This is a genomic window from Pseudomonas sp. S2_C03 (genome assembly GCF_054668405.1).
This window is the reverse complement of the sequence record NZ_CP162766.1, coordinates 725,841-745,896: the sequence shown is the minus strand read 5'-3', so window position 1 is coordinate 745,896 and position 20,056 is coordinate 725,841. Positions and strand designations below refer to the sequence as shown.

17 protein-coding genes are annotated in these 20,056 nt (G+C 60.1%); 5 read left to right on the top strand and 12 right to left on the bottom strand.

Going from position 1 to position 20,056, the window contains the following annotated elements; translation table 11 throughout:
* Window positions 1-3: 3 nt before the first annotated feature.
* Complete coding sequence (locus tag AB4N64_RS03505; protein ID WP_460122013.1) at window positions 4-4,824, bottom strand: NEL-type E3 ubiquitin ligase domain-containing protein; 4,821 nt, start codon at window positions 4,822-4,824, stop codon at window positions 4-6.
* A gap of 239 nt (window positions 4,825-5,063) precedes the next feature.
* On the opposite strand from AB4N64_RS03505, the gene AB4N64_RS03500 reads away from it, so the two are divergent.
* From AB4N64_RS03500 to AB4N64_RS03485, 4 genes are all read left to right on the top strand, one after another.
* Entirely contained in the window at window positions 5,064-6,836 is a 1,773-nt protein-coding gene (locus AB4N64_RS03500; protein ID WP_460122011.1) for an N-acetylglutaminylglutamine amidotransferase, read from the top strand.
* Between the two features lie 3 nt (window positions 6,837-6,839).
* Complete coding sequence (ngg, locus tag AB4N64_RS03495; protein ID WP_460122009.1) at window positions 6,840-8,585, top strand: N-acetylglutaminylglutamine synthetase; 1,746 nt, start codon at window positions 6,840-6,842, stop codon at window positions 8,583-8,585.
* Window positions 8,586-8,642: 57 nt separating this feature from the next.
* Window positions 8,643-9,833, top strand: a complete 1,191-nt coding sequence (locus AB4N64_RS03490; RefSeq protein WP_460122007.1) for an osmoprotectant NAGGN system M42 family peptidase — start codon at window positions 8,643-8,645, stop codon at window positions 9,831-9,833.
* A gap of 181 nt (window positions 9,834-10,014) precedes the next feature.
* Window positions 10,015-10,242, top strand: coding sequence for a YheU family protein (locus AB4N64_RS03485; RefSeq protein WP_003199186.1), 228 nt, complete (start codon window positions 10,015-10,017; stop codon window positions 10,240-10,242).
* A gap of 5 nt (window positions 10,243-10,247) precedes the next feature.
* Here the strand turns inward: AB4N64_RS03485 and csrA are convergent, their stop codons facing one another.
* The 3 genes from csrA to AB4N64_RS03470 form a co-directional block, all read right to left on the bottom strand.
* Window positions 10,248-10,433 carry a carbon storage regulator CsrA gene (gene csrA, locus AB4N64_RS03480; protein ID WP_460122006.1) on the bottom strand — a complete coding sequence of 62 codons (186 nt, stop codon included), beginning with the start codon at window positions 10,431-10,433 and terminating at the stop codon, window positions 10,248-10,250.
* A gap of 142 nt (window positions 10,434-10,575) precedes the next feature.
* Window positions 10,576-10,908, bottom strand: a complete 333-nt coding sequence (locus AB4N64_RS03475) for a YnfA family protein (RefSeq protein ID WP_460122004.1) — start codon at window positions 10,906-10,908, stop codon at window positions 10,576-10,578.
* 65 nt (window positions 10,909-10,973) lie between these two features.
* Window positions 10,974-11,789 carry an SDR family oxidoreductase gene (locus AB4N64_RS03470; protein WP_460122002.1) on the bottom strand — a complete coding sequence of 272 codons (816 nt, stop codon included), beginning with the start codon at window positions 11,787-11,789 and terminating at the stop codon, window positions 10,974-10,976.
* A 278-nt stretch (window positions 11,790-12,067) separates the two neighbouring features.
* On the opposite strand from AB4N64_RS03470, the gene AB4N64_RS03465 reads away from it, so the two are divergent.
* Window positions 12,068-12,226 carry a DUF3309 family protein gene (locus tag AB4N64_RS03465; protein WP_174602692.1) on the top strand — a complete coding sequence of 53 codons (159 nt, stop codon included), beginning with the start codon at window positions 12,068-12,070 and terminating at the stop codon, window positions 12,224-12,226.
* A 73-nt stretch (window positions 12,227-12,299) separates the two neighbouring features.
* Here AB4N64_RS03465 and AB4N64_RS03460 read toward each other — a convergent pair whose 3' ends face one another.
* From AB4N64_RS03460 to AB4N64_RS03425, 8 genes are all read right to left on the bottom strand, one after another.
* Entirely contained in the window at window positions 12,300-14,393 is a 2,094-nt protein-coding gene (locus tag AB4N64_RS03460) for an LTA synthase family protein (protein WP_460122000.1), read from the bottom strand.
* Between the two features lie 344 nt (window positions 14,394-14,737).
* The gene (locus AB4N64_RS03455; protein WP_460121998.1) at window positions 14,738-15,343 is read right to left on the bottom strand and encodes an START domain-containing protein; all 606 of its coding nucleotides are present in this window, start codon (window positions 15,341-15,343) and stop codon (window positions 14,738-14,740) included.
* Window positions 15,344-15,383: 40 nt separating this feature from the next.
* Window positions 15,384-15,638, bottom strand: coding sequence for a YkgJ family cysteine cluster protein (locus AB4N64_RS03450; protein ID WP_460121996.1), 255 nt, complete (start codon window positions 15,636-15,638; stop codon window positions 15,384-15,386).
* 141 nt (window positions 15,639-15,779) lie between these two features.
* Entirely contained in the window at window positions 15,780-16,283 is a 504-nt protein-coding gene (locus AB4N64_RS03445) for a translation initiation factor 2 (RefSeq protein WP_460121994.1), read from the bottom strand.
* Window positions 16,284-16,373: 90 nt separating this feature from the next.
* Window positions 16,374-17,813 (bottom strand): aminotransferase-like domain-containing protein, encoded by a 1,440-nt coding sequence (locus AB4N64_RS03440; protein WP_460121992.1) that lies wholly within the window; start codon window positions 17,811-17,813, stop codon window positions 16,374-16,376.
* A 210-nt stretch (window positions 17,814-18,023) separates the two neighbouring features.
* Window positions 18,024-18,836: an OmpA family protein gene (locus tag AB4N64_RS03435; RefSeq protein WP_460121990.1), complete on the bottom strand. Its 813-nt coding sequence runs from the start codon at window positions 18,834-18,836 to the stop codon at window positions 18,024-18,026.
* Window positions 18,833-19,189, bottom strand: a complete 357-nt coding sequence (locus AB4N64_RS03430) for a DUF4398 domain-containing protein (RefSeq protein ID WP_460121989.1) — start codon at window positions 19,187-19,189, stop codon at window positions 18,833-18,835. Before AB4N64_RS03430 ends, AB4N64_RS03435 begins: the two co-directional genes overlap by 4 nt.
* Window positions 19,190-19,198: 9 nt before the next feature.
* The gene (locus tag AB4N64_RS03425) at window positions 19,199-20,020 is read right to left on the bottom strand and encodes a substrate-binding periplasmic protein (RefSeq protein WP_460121987.1); all 822 of its coding nucleotides are present in this window, start codon (window positions 20,018-20,020) and stop codon (window positions 19,199-19,201) included.
* Window positions 20,021-20,056 lie beyond the last annotated feature (36 nt).

The window sequence follows — 20,056 nt, the reverse complement described above, 5'->3', positions numbered from 1 at the left end:
ACCTCAATCAAGAGCGAAGCATGTCTTTGACTCTTCGGCGGTGAGCGCCGCCTGGGTCAAACGTGCCATCAAGGCGCGCTCGGCCTGCTGCAACTCGTCCATGATGCCATCGGCCTTTGTCCGGTAACCTGCGCCCAGCGTGTCCTGACTGTCGAAGGCAGATTGCATGCGTGCGTGGAAAGGTTCGACAAGGTCGGCGAACTGTTTGCCATGGTGCTCTCGCAAAAAATCGGTCCAGAAACCGCGCGCATCCAGGTACTCCTGCAATTGGGATGACAGTTGCGCGTTGACCACCCGGCTGTACGCCACATCCAGATCAGCAGGCTTCACCCCGCCCAACGAGGCATAACGCATGTGTCGCGGCTGCCCGATCAGCTCGAGCCTGTCCGCCAACCCGGTTCGGTAGGCCAGCGCCACCTCGACCGGATCGAGCGTGGGGTCAGCCTTGACCTTCTCCCGGGCAATCTTGTCCAGGTAGTCCAGGTTGAACAGTGACCTTCCCAGGTTGATCAAGCGGGCGGCGCGATCATGGGTATTGATGGCCTGTCGTACCACCTGTTCGATTTCCACAGCCACCTCAAGGTTACTGAAGAGGGTGGCCGCCGAATCGGCGCAATTGGACCTCACCGCCATCGACAACAATTGATCACGCAAAGCCGCATCCCTGCCAGTCGCCTCGACCACATTCCACACCCGGCGCGTCATGTCCTCGCGCACGAAGCGACTATCGGCCGTGCTACCCGTTTCCGCGAGCAGGCGAAAGAAGCCGTCGGACGCGGGTTGATTCTTCAGGGCCTGCCAGGCGTGGTTACGCCGGGCATAATTGTGCTCGCTGGGTTTGGGCATCCAGAAGTCCCTGGCCATTTGCTCGCTGATCACAGCGGCATCATTGTCGAGAAACCCCATGCCCTCGCCTGTGTTGTCGCGATAGGCCTTGAGCCTCGCGGAGCTCTCGCTGGACAGCGGGTTGTGTCGCAAATTAATGGTTCGGGCCAAGCGTCGGGAGGTGTCGAACAGCCAGTCCGGCAACTTGCGAATCTCGTTACCGCGTAAATCGACCATGTCCAGGTAGGGCAAGCGCTCAAGCCCCAGTGGCAGTTCAGTGGCGTGGGTGTGACCGAGGAACAGGCCTTGCAAATGGAGCATCTTGCGCACATCCAGGGTTGCACCCAGCCGATTGCCCGCCAGCGACAGCGTGTGAAGGCCCCGCATATCGGCCAGTTTGCGCAGCGTTTGCTCGGTTAATATCAGCTGATTGTCGTTCAGGCTCAGGTGTTGCAGGCCCGGCATCTGCGACAGTGCTTCGGGCAGGCGTGTGACTTTGTTGCCGTCCAACTCCAATCGGGTCAGATTCTTGAAGGGTTTGAGGAAGTACGCCAGTTCATCACCGGCGTTCATGTCCCTGACCCGCAGGGTACGTACATGGGCGACATCCTGTTCGGTGAGTGTGGGCAACGGCCCCACCGGGTTACTTTCCAGCGTCAGGGTGGTGTAGGGCTGGTTCACGGGCCAACGCGGTGGCGCCACCCGACGCCAGCAATTTTCAAGAGCATTGGCCACCTGCCGGCGGCTGACCCGGAGGTCATTCAACTGCCCCGGCAGCTTGGCCATCTGTGCAGTGTCGTCACGCCAGGCATAGAGGGTCCTGCGGAACACATCCAATTGCTGCTTGAGCTCGCGCAGTCGACTCATCTGCGCCATCGGGGTGCTGCCGGCGTTGTCGAGAAAAGCCACCGCCTGCGCATCTGTGTACAAAGGAAATAACTTGAGGACTTTGCGGATCAGGCTCCTTGCATGCGCTTTCCCTTCAGGAGGCGCCGCCTGAACGCAGGACAACAGGTGACTGGCGGTTTTATCACGCTCACCGCGCAACAAACGGCCCGTGCGCGCCGGATCGGCAGTACCCGCCTTGACCAGTCGTGATCGAAGCGACGTCACATCCTGGATATCGTTACCGGTCAAACCCATGCGCGCACGCTGGCGGGCGGGCAAGGCATCAATTATGGCCTGGGCCAACGTATCGCTGGCAGCCGTGGAAGACACATTGCCGGTGACCTGGGTGACCTGGTAGCCCGTGGCGGTTTTCACGATGATACCGCGCGATTGCGCCTGCGCCTCACCCACGCTGTTCAACAGGTCGCCGGTTGGCGATCCCTGCCGTAATTCAAGTCTGCACCCCTCATCCCAACCCTGCACCCGATCCATCAGTGCCAGTGTCAGGCTTTCGGTGTCGGCATTGGCCAGATGCGGCAGATGCAACCCGGCGAGCGCCCGGTCCTGGCGAATGGCGAACTCTGCCTGACGCACCTTGCGCGCCAGATCCGACCCAAGGATCTTGCGATCGAACAGGAAATGGCGGTCTCTGCCCGACGCGCCATCCAGCACTTCCTGCGCAACCCGGCTGGGCAACTGCGGAGCCTGTTCGCGCAGCAAGACGATGTCCTTGTTGGCGGTGTCATCGTAGACCTGGTACAGACGTTCGAACAACGGCTTGCGATTGCCCTTGAGATACCTGGCGATTTTCTCACCCAGCAATCGTGCATTCGATTCTCGGCTGGAATGGCCAACCAAGGCTTTGACTTGCTCAGGGTAAAGGCCGTCGACGATAGTCTGGAGCAACTTCCCAGCGCCGAGTTGCGCCTGGGTCACGTGCACGCAATTGATTTCATCATTTTTCGGCGCCGTTTTCGGGAACCGCGCGATGACGACGTCCTGCTCATCGAGCACTTCGATGAACCGTTCCGCCGGCCAGTCGGGCAGCATGGGCAGCACCTGCAACTGCGCCTGCACATACCGAGTACGGGTGGTTTCTCCACGCTCCATGGCATTGATCAACTCGCTGATCTGCCGGTCCAGCTTGAAGCGCTGGGCGCTGTCGTTCACGCGTTGGGGCAGTTTCAATCGGCTTTCGTGCAAATGATGCAGCCGACTGGGCGTCATGCCCGTGATGTCGGCCAGCGCCGTCAGGTCGCTGCCGCGCTCGGCCAGGTGGGGATTGCTTCGACCTAATGCGTAACCCGCCTCGGGCCACTCGTGGGCATGTTCATAGACATGGCGCCAGCCACCGGCGAGGGTTTGTTCCAATTGAGGCTCAAAGGCATCGGTGCGCGTGGGATGACTGATTTGCCAGGCATTCCCGGCGGCATTGCGTGACACGCGATAGGTGGCTCCATCCATGATGATCGAATGGGCATCACCCTGCGCGTAAACGCCCTGTGAGTCCGGCCGCAAATCAGTTGGCAACCCTGAAGACTGCCGATAAGGGGCCAGGTCCGGTTTCCAGAGCATGGCCTTGCCGTCCGCTCGGTTCACCGCCTCGAAACGCTCGAAGTACGCCGCTTGCTCCTTCACGCCTTTGCCGAGGACCTTGCCGACAATTTTGCCGCCGGCCGCAAACACCGCCATCTGCGCAACGCCTTCGACCACGTTAAGCAAGTGTGACAGTGCTTCGTTGCGTTCACCCTGCGTCCAGTCTTCCACGCCTTCGTAGATTTCGCCGGCCATTTCGACCACAGCGGCGGCCAGCATCAACCCTCCCAGTACCGGAACGAAGAAAGCGGCTGCATTGAGTAGCACCATGCCGACTTGCAGCAGGGCCTGGAGCGTTTTCTCGCGCTGCTGCTCGTCGACAACATGGGTCGGTACCGCGAGTATTCGCGCGTCCTCTTCGGCCTTGGTGACAAAGTCGCTGAACAGAAAATCCCCGAGGCAGGTATCGTCGGGCAAGGCTGACAATTTGCCCACCGTCTTGTCCTGATCGAACCGGCTGAAGAAATCGACGGCATCGTGGCCCGCGAGGTATTGAGTCGCAAACTGCTTGCGGAAACTGTCACTCTTCAAATGAAGCGTCAGATAGGCCTTCAAATCCTCGAGTGAGGCATATTCGTAAAACGGCCGGCGGGGATTGTTGGGCATGTAGACCACACACTTGGCTGTGGGCGCGGTATCGATGGAGACCTTGCTGAACACCAGCACGCCGTACAGGTTGACGTCATGAATCACCAGGCCTTGCCAGAGCACCGGCGCCCCGTCGTACTGAATGTTCCTGGCCTTGGCCGCCGGTAGATCCTGCTCGATGGCCTTCAACAGCATCCGGTAGGCGGCATCGCTGATGTCTTTTTTCAGAAAGGCCGTGTGGGCCGCAACCTGCATGTCCAACAACTTCAATCGCCGAACGTCCACCGAGGCTGGTGTTGCGTTGATGAACGTCGCCGTCAATGAAGTTGCAGGTGGAACCGCGAGCACTTCGTTGATGTGCTTCTGATATTTGCCCCCCAGGTCCAGCTCGCGACACAGCGCAGCGAATTTGGCAGGCGTGATGTCCGGGCCCGAGCGGTCCTTGCCATTGATCCGGACCCTGGAATCCTCAAGAAAACCGTCTGATGCGGCTTCCTCAGCGGTGAAATTGAGCATGGCCGCGTGCAGCAGGCTGCAGGAACTGGCGGTGATTTCTCCCTCGTAACCCAGGGGTAACAACCCGGTGCCGGAAAACTCCATCTTGACCACCTCGAGCGTATCCCGCTCGACATCGACATCGAGTTTCCACTGGCTCTTCAGCGCAGCAGTGAGCCCTTGCTTGCAGAACCCATCCAGCGGTTTGAGCCTTTGCAGGACCTGTGAGGCCCTGGCGTAGACCAGATGCGACTGGTCGAGCGCGGCGTTCAGAGCCTGGACCACACCCAGGTCGGCATTGGCCAGCCAGGCTGGAAGTGACCTGTGCAGCACATCGGCCTTGTCCAGATCGCCGGTATGCTCCACCAACGTCGCCAATCGGTGGGCATCGGAGACGGGGGATGAAGCATTCGTGATAGCGGGGGTCAGCATAAGCAATGTCCTTATTGCATTCGGAAGTGCTCAGCCTACGCCCCCCCGCAGGCCGATCCGGCAGCATTATCTACCACCCTGTTCAAGGACGAATCCGCCATACCAGAGGTTCGCCTCTCTGCTGCTTATTACTTATCGATCTAAAACTACTGAAATCTACACGGGTCAGTTTCTGAGTACCCGCCGTTCTGGCCGAGTACCGATTGACCCTCCCCAACGGAAAAACCGGTAAGGATTTTATGTGTGGATTAGCTGGCGAGTTACGCTTTGATCATCAACCTGCGGACCTTGCAGCCGTTGAACGAATCACCCATCACCTGGCCCCTCGCGGCCCCGACGCTTGGGGATTTCACAGTCAGGGGCCGATTGCCCTGGGCCATCGTCGCTTGAAAATCATGGACCTGTCGGACGGCTCGGCGCAGCCGATGATCGACAACCAACTGGGTCTGTCCCTGGCCTTCAATGGCGCGATCTATAACTTCCCCGAACTGCGCGCCGAGCTGGAAAGCCTCGGCTACGCCTTCTATTCCGGCGGCGACACCGAGGTGCTGCTCAAGGGCTATCACGCCTGGGGTGAAGCCCTGCTGCCCAAGCTCAACGGCATGTTCGCGTTTGCCATCTGGGAACGCGACGCCAGGCGCCTGTTCATCGCCCGCGACCGCCTCGGTGTGAAACCGCTGTACCTGTCGCGCACCGGGCAGCGCCTGCGCTTCGCCTCGGCGCTGCCGGCGTTGCTCAAGGGTGGCGACATCAACCCGATCCTCGACCCGGTAGCGCTCAATCATTACCTGAACTTCCATGCGGTAGTCCCGGCGCCGCGTACCTTGCTGGCGGGCGTAGAAAAGCTGCCTCCGGCCACCTGGATGCGTATCGAAGCCGATGGCCGCACCGAGCAGAAAACCTGGTGGACACTGCCCTACGGCCCACGCGATGACGAGATGAACCTGACGCTCGAAGACTGGCGTGACCGCGTGCTCGAGAGCACTCGTGAAGCTGTAGCGATTCGCCAGCGCGCGGCGGTGGATGTCGGGGTCTTGCTCTCCGGCGGCGTCGACTCGAGCATGCTCGTGGGCCTGCTGCGTGAAGTCGGCGTGGACAACCTGTCGACCTTCTCCATCGGCTTCCAGGATGCCGGCGGCGAACGCGGCGATGAATTCCAGTATTCGGACCTGATCGCCCAACATTTCGGCACCCGGCATCATCAGTTGCGCATCGACGAAAAAGAAATCATCGAGCAACTGCCCGCGGCGTTCCGCGCCATGAGCGAGCCGATGGTCAGTCATGACTGCATCGCCTTCTACCTGTTGTCCCGGGAAGTGGCCAAGCACTGCAAGGTGGTGCAAAGCGGCCAGGGTGCGGACGAATTGTTCGCCGGTTATCACTGGTACCCACAGGTGGATGGTGCCGCCGATCCTTATGCGGCCTATCGCGAGGCGTTTTTTGACCGCAGTTACGACGATTACGCTGCCACGGTACAGCCGAAGTGGCTGACCGCGAATGACGCTGCCGGTGACTTCGTCAAAGAACATTTCACACAACCCGGTGCTGACGCTGCGGTGGACAAAGCCTTGCGCCTGGACAGCACCGTGATGCTGGTGGATGACCCGGTCAAACGCGTCGACAACATGACCATGGCTTGGGGGCTGGAAGCGCGTACGCCGTTTCTGGACTACCGCCTGGTGGAACTGTCGGCGCGCGTGCCGGGCCAATTCAAGTTGCCCGACGGCGGCAAGCATGTGTTGAAGGAAGCGGCACGCCTGGTGATCCCGAGCGAAGTCATCGACCGCAAGAAAGGTTACTTCCCCGTGCCTGGCCTCAAGCATCTGCAGGGCGACACCCTCAACTGGGTACGCGACCTGCTGATGGACCCGAGTCAGGATCGCGGCCTGTTCAACCCGGCGATGCTCGACCGCCTGCTCACCGATCCCCAGGGCCAGTTGACCCCGTTGCGCGGCTCGAAGCTGTGGCAACTGGCGGCGCTGAACCTGTGGCTCAGCGAACAAGGAATCTGACTGATGAAACCTCACGCCACGGCGTACAGCCAACGCCTGTTGCGCGGTCAGGCGCCCTCCTACGAACGCTTGCAGGCGCGACTGGCCGAAGACGGCAGCGAGCTGGCCGCCGACCCCATCGCCGTTCATTGCGGCTGGGGCCGGTTGCTGATCGGTCATACCTTTCCGGATCCGGCAAGCCTTGCTCGGGAATTGCTCAACGAGCAGCCCGGCGAACGAGATATTGCCCTGTATGTCGCCGCCCCCCAGCAGGTCTTGGGCCTGGAGCCGGCACAGCTGTTCCTCGACCCTTCCGACACCCTGCGTCTTTGGTTCAGCGATTACCGCCAGGCCACCCGCGTGTTTCGGGGTTTTCGCATTCGCCGCGCCCAGAGCGAGGCGGATTGGCAAGGCATCAACCAGCTCTATCAAGCGCGAGGCATGTTGCCGATCGACCCTGCCCTGCTGACACCTCGTCATCTGGGTGGGCCGGTGTACTGGCTGGCCGAGGACGATGACAGCGGCGCGGTCATCGGCAGCGTCATGGGCCTCAATCACCAGAAGGCCTACAACGACCCGGAACATGGCAGCAGCCTGTGGTGCCTGGCCGTCGACCCGCATTGTTCACGCCCCGGTGTCGGCGAAGTGCTGGTGCGGCATTTGATCGAGCACTTCATGAGCCGCGGCCTGAGCTACCTGGACCTGTCGGTCCTGCATGACAATCGCCTGGCGAAAAACCTTTACGCCAAGCTCGGCTTTCGCAACCTCTCGACCTTCGCGATCAAGCGCAAGAACGGCATCAATCAGCCGCTGTTCCTTGGCCCCGGCCCCGAGGCCGAGTTCAACCCCTACGCGCGGATCATTGTCGACGAAGCGCATCGGCGCGGCATCGAAGTTCAGGTCGATGACGCCGAAGCCGGTCTGTTCACCCTGGTCCATGGCAGCCGACGCGTGCGCTGCCGCGAGTCCCTGAGCGACTTGACCAGTGCCGTCAGCATGACGTTGTGCCAGGACAAAAGCCTGACCCACAAGGTGTTGAAAAACGCCGGCCTGAATCTGCCCGCGCAACAACTCGCCGGGAATGCCGATGACAACCTGGCGTTTCTCGACGAGCACGAGCGGGTGGTGGTCAAGCCGCTGGACGGCGAACAGGGCCAGGGCGTGGCAGTGGACCTGCGCGACATCGAGGAAGTGCAACAGGCTATCGAAGTCGCCCGCCAGTTCGACACCCGCGTACTGCTGGAAAGTTTCCACGAAGGTCTCGACCTGCGCATTCTGGTGATTGGCTTTGAGGTGGTGGCGGCGGCGATTCGCCGACCCGCTGAAGTCATAGGCGATGGACACCATTGCATCCGCGCGTTGATTGAAGCCCAGAGTCGCCGACGCCAGGCAGCCACCAGCGGTGAAAGCAAGATCCCCATGGACCAGGAGACCGAACGCACCCTGCAGGCAGCTGGCTACGAATACAGCAGCATTCTGCCGGCAGGCGAGCACTTGTTCGTACGGCGCGCGGCGAATCTACACACCGGCGGCATTCTCGAGGACGTCACTGCGATCCTGCACCCGACGTTGATCGATGCCGCTGTGCGCGCCGCGCGGGCGCTGGACATCCCGATGGTCGGCCTCGACCTGATGGTGCCAGCGGCAGATCAGCCGGAATATGTGTTTATCGAAGCCAATGAGCGTGCCGGACTGGCCAATCACGAACCGCAGCCTGTGGCTGAGCGGTTTGTCGATTTGCTGTTTCCGCACAGTCAGGCGGTGGTCTGAATAACGCCATCGCGGCCGTGCGATGGCGTCACCCCAGACACCCAACGAGGAGTTTCCATGACCCACAAAACCCCCGAACCGGATCTCAATTACCTGCAAAAAGTCTTGCTGGAAATGCTCGCCATACCGAGCCCGACCGGCTTCACCGACACCATCGTGCGCTACGTTGCCGAGCGCCTCGAAGAACTGGGCATCCCTTTCGAAATGACCCGACGCGGTACCATCCGCGCCACGGTCAAGGGTAAGAAAAACAGCCCCGACCGCGCCGTTTCCGCTCACCTGGACACCATCGGCGCCGCCGTCCGCGCGGTGAAGGACAATGGTCGCCTGACCCTCGCCCCGGTGGGCTGCTGGTCCAGCCGATTCGCCGAGGGCAGCCGCGTCAGCCTGTTTACCGATAACGGCGTGATCCGTGGCAGCGTGTTGCCACTGATGGCGTCGGGGCATGCGTTCAATACGGCCATCGATGAGATGCCGATCAGTTGGGACCACGTTGAACTGCGCCTTGACGCCTACTGCGCGACACGTGCCGACTGCGATTCGCTGGGCATCAGCGTCGGCGATTTCGTGGCGTTCGATCCGCTGCCGGAGTTCACCGAAAGTGGCCACATCAGCGCTCGCCACCTCGATGATAAAGCCGGTGTTGCAGCGTTACTGGCGGCGCTCAAGGCCATCGTCGACAGCGGCGAGGAACCGATGATCGATTGTCATCCGTTGTTCACCATCACTGAGGAAACCGGCAGTGGCGCGGCGGCGGCGTTGCCCTGGGACGTCAGCGAATTCGTCGGGATCGACATCGCGCCGGTCGCCCTGGGCCAGCATTCCAGCGAGCACGCCGTCAGCGTGGCGATGCAGGACTCCGGCGGCCCCTACGATTACCATTTGTCCCGCCACCTGCTACGGCTGGCCAGCGACAACGAATTGCCCGTGCGCCGTGACCTGTTCCGCTATTACTTCAGCGATGCCCACTCGGCCGTCACCGCCGGCCACGACATCCGCACCGCCCTGCTCGCCTTTGGCTGCGACGCGACTCACGGTTACGAACGTACGCACATCGACAGCCTGGCAGCGCTCAGTCGCCTGCTCGGCGCCTACATCCTCAGCCCGCCGGTGTTCGCCAGCGATGCCCAACCGGCCAAGGGCTCGCTGGATCGCTTCAGCCATCAAATCGAACATGACACGCAGATGGAAAGCGATACGCGGGTGCCGTCGGTGGACAGTCTGGTGGGGCAGCGGTCGGAGGGTTGATCTGACATTTGGGTTGCCTGACCTGGCTCTATCGCGGGCAAGCCCGCTCCTACAGGGGTTGCGGTGAACCTGTAGAAGCGGGCTTGCTCGCGATAGCCATTCACCCGGTACCCCATCATCCCGGGCTAGCCGCAACCCGTCATTCACCGTAGCATCGCGCCATTGTTTAGCCGAGGTGCCTATGCTGATCCCCCACGACCAACTCGAAGTCGATACCCTGACCCGCCTGATCGAAGACTTCGTGACCCGCGACGGCACGGACAATGGCGACGACACGCCGCTGGAGACCCGCGTACTGCGAGTACGCCAGGCGTTGACCAAGGGCCAGGCGCTGATCGTCTTCGATCCGGAAAGCGAGCAATGCCAACTGATGCTCAAGCACGACGTGCCCAAGCATCTGTTCGACTGACAGCGTCAGGTGGCCTCGTTTTTCGCCAGTTTGGCCTGGATACGTCTGTGCACCTCCGCCCGGTGCACGGTGACACTTTTTGGAGCTTCGATGCCAAAACGCACGTTGTTGCCGTTGACGGCTACAACACGCAGGGAGATGGTGTCACCGATAGAAATCATTTCACCCACAACGCGGCTGAGTACAAGCATGGCATTCGTCCTTCAGGGTTATCGAGCCCTGAAGATGCACGGTGCGTAGCGGCCCTTCAATGCAGTGGGGGAAAAACAGTCTCGCCCTACAAGGCTAAACGTACGACTCCCTAGGAAACGTCCGACAAAGCTGGGCGAAACGTCAGGAAGCGGTGAAGCGCGGGCCAAACAGGATGACACTCGCACCGATCACGCACAACGCAACGCCAATCCAGTCCGATCCCAACGGACGAATTCGCTCAACCACCGCCAGCCAGCCAATCGACGCAATGATGTAAATGCCGCCGTAGGCAGCGTAGGCGCGCCCTGCATAGGTTGCTTCGACACGGGTCAGCAACAGCGCGAACAGGGTCAGGCTGAGCAGCGCCGGGACCACCCACCAGACACTCTTGCCCTGGCGCAACCACATCCAGAAAGCAAAGCAGCCGGCGATTTCAAACAGCGCGGCAAGAAAGAACCACAGGTAATTGAGCATGCCAGGTGTCTCGTTAGGTTGACCGATGGCGGCCACCCTAACGACGACGTTTCGTTGGGGCAAGTTCAACCGGCGGTTTGTTTGGCCTTGGCGCGCATTTTATCGGCCATTGCAGTCATTTCATCGTAAAGCAGCTGCGGGTTTTTCTGCTTGAGCGCCCAAGCCATGCGCCCCTGCTCGTGGGGCAGGATCATGAACTCACCCGCCTCAACCTGCCGATAAATGTAATCGGCAATATCCGAAGCGGTAATGGGCGAACTTTCCAACAGTTTGCCGACCTGGGCTTTCATCGCCGGGGTGGGGCCACGGAATGAGTCCAGCAAGTTGGTCTGGAAGAATGAAGGACACACCACATGCACACCGACTTCCTGCTGCGCCAGCTCCACCAGAAGGCTTTCGGACAACGCCACGACACCGGCCTTGGCGACGTTGTAGTTGCTCATGGCCGGGCCCTGCATCAAGGCGGCCATCGACGCGATGTTGATGATCCTGCCTTTGCTTTTTTCCAACAGCGGCAGGAAGGCCTTGCAGCCTTTGACCACCCCCATCAGGTTGATCGCGATCTGCCAGTCCCAGTCTTCCAGCGACAGCTCGCTGAAAAAGCCACCTGAGGCGACACCGGCATTGTTGACGATGACGTCGATGCCACCGAATTTCACTTCACAGGTCTGGGCAAACGCTGTCAGTTGACTGTAGTCACGCACATCGCAGCGCTGTATGAATCCGTCGCCACCGGCTTCGCGAACGAGTTTCAGGGTTTCCTGCAAACCAGGTTCGCTGACATCCGACAAGGCCAGTTGCCAGCCTTCACGCGCCCAGCGCAGCGCGATTTCGCGACCCAGGCCCGAGCCCGCGCCAGTGATCATCATGCGATTTTGCATAGCAAACAGCCTTGTTGTTCCCGAGGAAGATGCCTGAGTGTAGCGAAGGACCCTGACCGACCCACGCTCCATCAGATTGCTGAATAGCCCGAACAAACCCCGGACAGGGGCACGACAAGTTGCCCATTGAAAAGAAATAAGCGAACTCGCAAAAAACATTAAAAAAACATGGAATTTTCTTTCAAGTGCAAGAGTCGGACTTGGTAAGCAGCTTGGGTTTATAGCAATCCAGCTGACTATTTAGCGCCAGGTAATTCCAGAATGCTTCCCACAAGGAAATAGACATGGGCACAATCTTAATCATTATTCTGATTCTCCTGCTGGTAGGCGGTCTGCCGGTATTCCCTCACTCAAGAAGTTGGGGTTACGGCCCGTCGGGTATCATTGGCGTAGTGTTGGTAGTGCTGCTGATCCTGCTGTTACTCGGCAAGATATAAAGCAACAACAAGCGAAAAAAAGGCAAAAAAAAAGAGGCCCTGCGAAGGGCCTCTTTTTTATTGCGTCTATAACTTATTCCGGTACGCCGTGGACCACACCAGCGGTGTTGTCGATCAGGCTCTTGGTCGCGGTCTGGATGAACGACTCAAGTTTCTGCCGCAGGGCCGCTTCGTCTTCCGACGCGGGGATCATCTCACCTTTCGGATTGGCGCCCAGCTCGTAGTGGTACAGTTTGGGCGGCATTTCCTTTGGCAGCACCAACACGCGATCGGCGGTGAGCAAGGCAACCGTCTGGTCGCTGCCCGACGGCTTGATCACGCCGAAGCCCTTGTCGCCTTCCGGCAGGTTCAGCAAGTCGCGACCCCAGCACTGGTGAAGCACGTCGCCACCGATGCGCCCCATGATGGTCGGCACGATGTCGATCTGGGTGCCCACGGTGTGGTCAACCTGGCCGAACTTGTCCTGCACGCCTGGCCCGATCAGCAACATCGGCACGTTGAAACGACCCAGGTCCATTTCAGTGATCTGCTGCTCGTTGCCGAAACCGTGGTCGCCGACGATCACGAACAGCGTTTCCTTGAAGTACGGCTCCTTGCGTGCCTTCTCGAAGAACTGACCCAGCGCCCAGTCGGAGTAGCGCATGGCGGTCAGATGCTCGTTGAGGCTGCCGCGGTCAGTGACACGTTCTACCGGCAACGGCGTCGGCAAGGCGTACGGCGTGTGGTTGGACAGGGTTTGCAACAAGGCATAGAACGGCTTCTTGTCCTTACCGTCGCGAGCTTTCAACTCCTCCAGGCCACGATTGAACATGTCCTGGTCGGACACGCCCCAGGTCGGGTCGGAGAACACCGGGTTGACGAAGTCATTACGCCCGATGAAGTTGGTCATGCCCTGGTTGCTGAAGAAGCCCGACTGGTTGTCCCAGGCAAAATCACCGTTGTAGACATACACGTCATCGTAATCGCGGGCACTGAGCAATTGCGGCAGGCCGGACAGCTTGTGGCTGCCTTCCGGTGTCTGCATCAGATACTCGAACCCGGGCAGGTTCGGGAAGCAGGCCATGGTGGCGAACATGCCCTGGTGGGTGTGCGTGCCGTTGGAGAAGAAACGGTCGAACAACAGGCCTTCTTTCGACAGCTTGTCAAAGTAAGGCGTGATGTTGCCCGGACGGCCCAGCGCGCCGACCGAGTGACCGGCGAAGCTTTCCATCAGGATGACCACGACGTTCTTGATCGGCAGGGTCTTGTCGGCGTTCGGCGAATAGGTGCGGCGAACGGCAGCGGTCTCGGCATCGACCAGCTTGTCACTCGGCGTCAGCAGCATGTCGCGCACGGTCTGCTGGGCGACGGGTTGCTCAATGGTGGCTTTCCAGATGTTGTCGCGATCTTCAGAGAACCGGCTCTTGGCCGCGGCAATCAAGGAGAGCGTGCCGTTGAGGCCCAACTGGTTGGCGAAGTTCGAATCGGTGGTGTAGACGTCACCCCAGCGCAGCGGTGGCCCCTGACGCAGGGTGCCGCGAGCCGCGACCACGCAGATCAGCAGGCAGACCACGAAAACCACTGCCCGCATGTACCACGGGGCGACCTGACGGGCACCGATGCTGCCACCGCTAAACGGCCCGCGTGGTCGGGTTGCACGGTCGGCACCCTTGAATGCCAGGGTCAGGATCAAGGTACCCACGGCCCAGGCCAGCAGGTAGCGAACCACCGGGAAACCGTACCAGAGCATGCTCATCACGGTTTTCGGGTCTTCCTTCACGTACTGGAAAACCAGGCCGTTGAGACGTTGGTGGAACTCGCGATAAAAGTCCATCTCCATCAGGCCAAGGAACAGCGCGATGCTCGATGCGATGGTCAGCCACAGTCGGAAGAACCCACGTGCGGCCATCGCCCGGGCACTGAACAGGGCCAGTACCAATGGAATGATGAGGTAGACCACCAGGCGCAGGTCGAAGCGCAGGCCGTTGGCGAACGCCTCGGCAAAGGTCGAGGCCGGTGTGTCGAGGATCATCGCGCTGTTGTAGACCAGCAGCGCCAGGCGCAGCAGGCTGAACATGACCATCATGACCAGGGCGCACAGCAGCGTGTAGGCCAGGTGGGATTTGACGGTGGGTTGCAGCAGGCGACTAGAAGCTCGCTGCTGATTCAGGGCGTCCGGGATTGCCATGTCGTTTTAGGACCCTTGGAAGTTAAAGTTGCAAAAGGCAGCTGCGCCCAGCCCTCTGTTGGCCAATTCTCGGCCCCGGGGTTTGCGCGGTGCGCAAATGTTGCACGATCAATCGTGGCATTGCCATTGATTAGTGAGCGGCACAGTTACGCGGGCGGATTGTCTTGGAGACTTTGTGAAAATTTCGTTCAACGCATATTGAGAAACAAAATAAAGTGCGCTGTCTGTAGGAGCGAGCTGGCTCGCGATTCTGCGTATCAGCTTGCATATTTGCTCCCTGACCCACCGAATCGCGAGCAAGCTCGCTCCTACCGTAAAATGAACGATCTGAATGGGGCGTTTTTTTACTTCTCGGCCTTGGCCTTCAAAGCCTTCAGGGTATTGAACGGCGCATCCACCACGAACTTGTTGGCAACCATCGACGGCACGCTGCCGCCCGGCTCCGTGTGGACCTGATAGGTCACTTCGACCTGATCACCCTTGGGGACGAACTTCCAGAAACCGTCGATATTGGCCACCCGCACGAAACCCTTCTCCTCTGGAATGTAGTTCGGTACTCCTTCGAGTTTACGGGTCAGGCTGCCGTCGGCGCCTTCGGTGGTGGTGACATGCAGCACCGAATCACGCGGGGTCACCGGCCATGGCGTATTGAACTGGCTGTAGGTCCAGCTCTGGTTCCCTTCGTGCTTGAGCAGTTTCTGCAGTTTGCACTCGTGAATCCAGGCGCAGGCACCTGCCACGTCATCCTGCAAGGCGCGCAACTTGGCCACGGTGGTTTTCATCAGGGTGACCCCCTGATAGGCCTTGTAATCGGAGCCGGCCACTTCACTCAAGGACACCTTGATACCGTCCTCATTCTTGGCCACTTTCCAGTCTTCGGCCTGGGAGACACTGGTCGCCAGCATCAGCGTCAACCCACACAGCACAGCCATTCGATGCAGCGAACTCATAGTCTTATTCCTTATTGTTGAAGTTCCGTTCGTAAACACATCACGCCGCCGTCATCTGCTCCCACCAGCCCAGCAACCTGATCGCCTCTTCGCTGCTGGCGCCGCAAACCTCGACGTCGGCCTTGAAGCCCGAGCACACGGCAGGACGCTCCGGTTGGCCGAAAATAGCGCACAGGTTTTCGACAGACAGCTGCGCGCAACGTTCTCCTGCGGCTTTGCCATGGGGCATGCCGGGAATCGGGGAGCTGATGGAAGGGGCAATGCAGCAGGCGCCACAGCCTTCACGGCAGTTCATGACGAAGGGTTCCTCGCGACGGGCGATATGTGATTGGACGGCCACAGAATAACGACTAAAACAGTTGTTTTAAATTACTGGCCGCGAGTTTTTACGCGCAAACGGGCGTGACTGACCAGTCTGCGACAAAGCGCCTGCGAATCAGCGCTTGAATTCGAACTCCAGCGCGGCGCCGTCCACCTCACGGCGCTCTTCGTTACGCAGTTGCAATTGCATTTCGTTGCTGATCAGCCGCCCGTTGAGCTGGAAGGGAGAGGCCTTCTCACCAAACATTTGTGGCAATACCGCCGGACGCTTGGGCAGCGCAACGGTGCCGACCGGCTCCAGCTCCTCGACCATGTCCCGGGGCAGGCTCAAATCCAGGTTCGCCGAAGGCAGCGCAGTCTTCGCGACTTCGCTCGCGGGTTTGGACTTGGAGACAATCGGCGCGCGCTTTTTCACCTTGGTCGCATTTTTTGTGACTGGCGCGGCTTTCTTGACGGGTGTGGCTTTCTTGGCCGGAACAGCTTTCTTGACGGGAGCGGCTTTGTTCGCAGCCGCTTTCGCCGCAGGTTTTTCCTGCACTGAAGCCGCCTTGACGCTTGGCGCCGGTAGGATCAGCGCCAGACACACCGCAAGGCATACAGAGGAAAACAATGATTTCATGGACCCAACGGAGCTCACGGCACTATCGGCGAGGGACATATGCTCGCTCGTTGGGCACAACAAGACAAGCTTGCTGGAGGGCGACTTGTATCAAAAGACGCCAGTCGTCTCCTGGCACAGTTGTGTGGCCAACATGCCCAGGGTCATCAACGCCCGTTCCGCCTCACGATTCCATGGCGTACCGCAGTTGAGCCGGATGCAATGGTTGAACTGCTCGGTGTTACTGAAAATCAGCCCCGGCGCGATACTGATGCCTTGTTGCAGCGCACGCACATGCAGTTCCTGCGTGTTGACCCTGCCGGGCAGGCTTACCCATAGAATGAAACCGCCGGTGGGCCGGGTCATCTGAGTGCCTTCCGGAAAGTACTGCTGCACCGCGAGCTGGAAGGCGCTGAGATTCTTGCGGTATTCCTGGCGGATGAACCGCAGATGCCTGTCGTATCCACCGTTTTCCAAATAGGCAGCGATGCCCATCTGCGTCACGCTGCAGGCGGAATGGGTACTGAACGTCTGCAGCCGCTGGATTTCCTGCTGGTACTTGCCGGCGATCATCCAGCCGATGCGCACCCCCGGTGACAAGGTCTTGGAGAAGCTCGAGCAATAGATCACCCGGTCCAGCCGGTCGTAGGCCTTGAGCGCCTTGGTCCGACCCTGTTCGAACATCAATTCGCCGTAGATGTCGTCTTCGACCACCTGGATATCGAAATCCGAGGCCAAGCGCAGCAATTGTTTCTGCCGCTCTTCGGGCATCGTGCCCCCCAGCGGGTTGCCCAGGCGCGTGGTCAGCACCAACGCCTTGATCGACCACTGGTTGGCCGCCAGCTGCAAGGCTTCCAGGCTCATGCCGGTGGCCGGATCACTGGGGATCTCGATGACTTTGAGGCCCAGCAGGTCGGCCAATTGCAACAAGCCGTAGTAAGTCGGTGACTCGGCGGCGATCAGATCGCCTGGCCGTGTCAGCACGCGCAGGGACATCTGCAGGGCATCGACGCAGCCGTGGGTGATCACCACTTCGGAGGGATCGACCACCACGCCCGCATCGCGCATGCGAATCGCCACTTGGCGGCGCAGCGGTTCGAAACCGGGGCTGAACATGTAGCTGAACGCCCGCGGACTATGGAATCGGGTGACTTTGGCCAGTTGCTGATGCAATGCGCGAACGGGCAGATAGTCAACGCTTGGCACGGCCGCGCCCAGGGGAAACACCCCTTCACGGCGCGACTCGACCAACACTTGCTGGATGATGCTGCTACGGGTAACCAATCCAGGGCGCTCTACCCGTGCGATGTCCGGCGTCGGCGCCGTCAGTGCTGGCGTCTGGTGCACGTAGTAACCGGACTGCGGCCGGGCACGGATCAGCCCCTGATCCTCGAGGTTGGCGTAAGCCTGCAACACCGTGGCATGGCTGACGTTGAGCTGCGAGCTCATCTTGCGTACCGAAGGCACGCGCTCCCCCGGTTGATAGACACCCCGACGGATGTCTTCGGCCAGTTGTTGAGCAATACGTTGGTAGAGCAAGAGGTTGGTCATGACGCAGCACTCGATTTCACGGGCATTTTATTCTTGTGTGAAACAATACCGGAACAGTTTAGAAGTGTACGGGGACAGTTACCACAATAGTCGACAGTACAGTGCAGTGTCAGCAAAATCTGTACTGCTTACATCAAGAGTGTGAGCCGTTGGCAGGCGTAAAAAAACCCGGCACTGACTGGCAGGCCGGGTTTTCCAGTAACGCCGCCCTCAGCGGGCGGCGCCGAGCTGGCCTTTTTCGTCGGAGAACACGATTTCCACTCGACGGTTCTGCGCGCGGCCCCGTTCGGAGGCGTTCACGTCCACCGGGTATTCGTCGCCGTAACCTTCGACCTGGATGCGCTTGTCGTCGATGCCCAGGTCCATGAGTACATCAGCCACCGACTGTGCGCGGTCACGGGACAGCTTGAGGTTTTCCTGCTTGCCGCCGGTACTGTCGGTGTACCCTTCGATGCGCACGACGCGCTTGGGGTTGAGCTGCAGGAACTGGACAATCTTGAGCACCACGCGGTTGGCAGAGCTTTTCAGCTCAGCTTCACCGGTATCGAACAGCATGTCGCCGAGTGTCATCACCAGGCCGCGATCGGTCTGGGTGGTGGCGAGCGCGACGATCTGTTCTTCCAGCCACTTGCCCTGCTGCTGCACGCTGAGCAGCTTGGATTCGCGCAAAGCTAGTTGCAGGCGCTGTCGCTCCAGCTCGAGCTTGGCCGCACGCTCTTCATTGAGCACCAGATTGGTGTGCTCCCGGGCGATTTCGCTGTAGCGGCGACTCAGGTAGGCGTAATGCACCACGTCTGAACCGCTGCCCCAGTAACTGGACAGGCGGTCGGCACGCGCCAGGGATTCGCCGGCGCGAATCACGTCCTTGGGGGCGATGCGCAACACGTTGGCATCTTCCTTGACCTTCTGGAAATCGGCACCGGCATCCTGCAACGCAGTTTCGCTGCGTTGACCGGCACAGCCGTACAGACTGGCGCAGCCGGCGAGGATCAGGGCCCCGACAATCCTGGAATCGAGATTCATTGGGCATCCCCCACTTGCTTGCGCAGTCGGGTAATGCGGCTGTTGAGCACCTTCAATTGCTCTTCGCTCTTGAGCGTCAGCACCTTGGCTTCGGCCAGGCGTGCGTCCAGCTCGGCCTGTTCAGCCCGCATCCGCGCATGTTTGTAGGATTGATCGGCCATATCGCCCTGAGCGCGACTGAACTTGTCTTCGGCCAGTTTCATTTCCGGCACTTCGTCGGCGGTGGCCCCTACGGCCTTGGCTTGTACCAGTGCCTGCTCGGTCAGGCGGAACTGTTCATTGGGCGCCGGATCGGCTGCACACCCCGCCAGGGCCATAACGGCCAAGGCAGCGAAAAGAGGTCGAATACTCACTAAAAATCCCTACTGTTTTGGGGCACCGGCGGGGGGCTGTTGGGGTTGGGAGAGTTGGGTTTTCCAACGCTCGATATTGCGCAACAGCGCGGCCTCGGCCAGTCCGGACGCGGGCAATTCTGTCATCTTTTTGGCCAGCTGTCCGCGCAACCACGGATCGTTACAGGCCGAATTATGGGATATCGCCAGGTACAGGCCCGGTTTATCCACCGGTTGGGCTCGCGCCACCAAGTCGTTGGCCATGCCCAATGCCTGCACGGCGGCCATGCCTGAGTAACGCCCTGCCAGTACATATTCCACCTCGCCCAGCAGCAGTTTCTGGAACGCCTGCGTCAGGTTGGCTGTACGAACGAGGGCCAGTTGTTGCTCGGCGAACAGGCTGAATGCCGACGTAATCCGGGACTTTTCCGACAGTGCACCAGGGTGGCCGTGAAGGTCATGCGCGTCGTTGTAGACCAGCGCCGAGTCCTTGCGTGTCCAAACCAGGTAATCGTTTTCCAGCAATGGCGGATGGATGTAGTCCAGGCTTTGCAGTTCACTGAGCGTCAACGGCGCGTCTGCCAGCATGTCCATGCGTCCACTGCGCACCTCTTCCAGGGCTTGGGCGCGTTTACCGGCATAGAGCAACTCGACCTTGATCCCCAACTCCCCTGCCACTTGCTGCAGCAGATCGGCACTGGCCCCGATCAGGTGCTTGGGATTTTGCGGGTCCTGCCAAAGGTACGGCGGCGCATCCGGGCTACCGGTGACCACCAGGCGCTCGCACTTGCCGGCGGCGACGGACAGGCCCGGCAACAGCGCCAGCGCACTCAATATCAGACGCAGATTCATACACCTCCCGTAATCCCCCCCTGTAGGAGCGAGCTT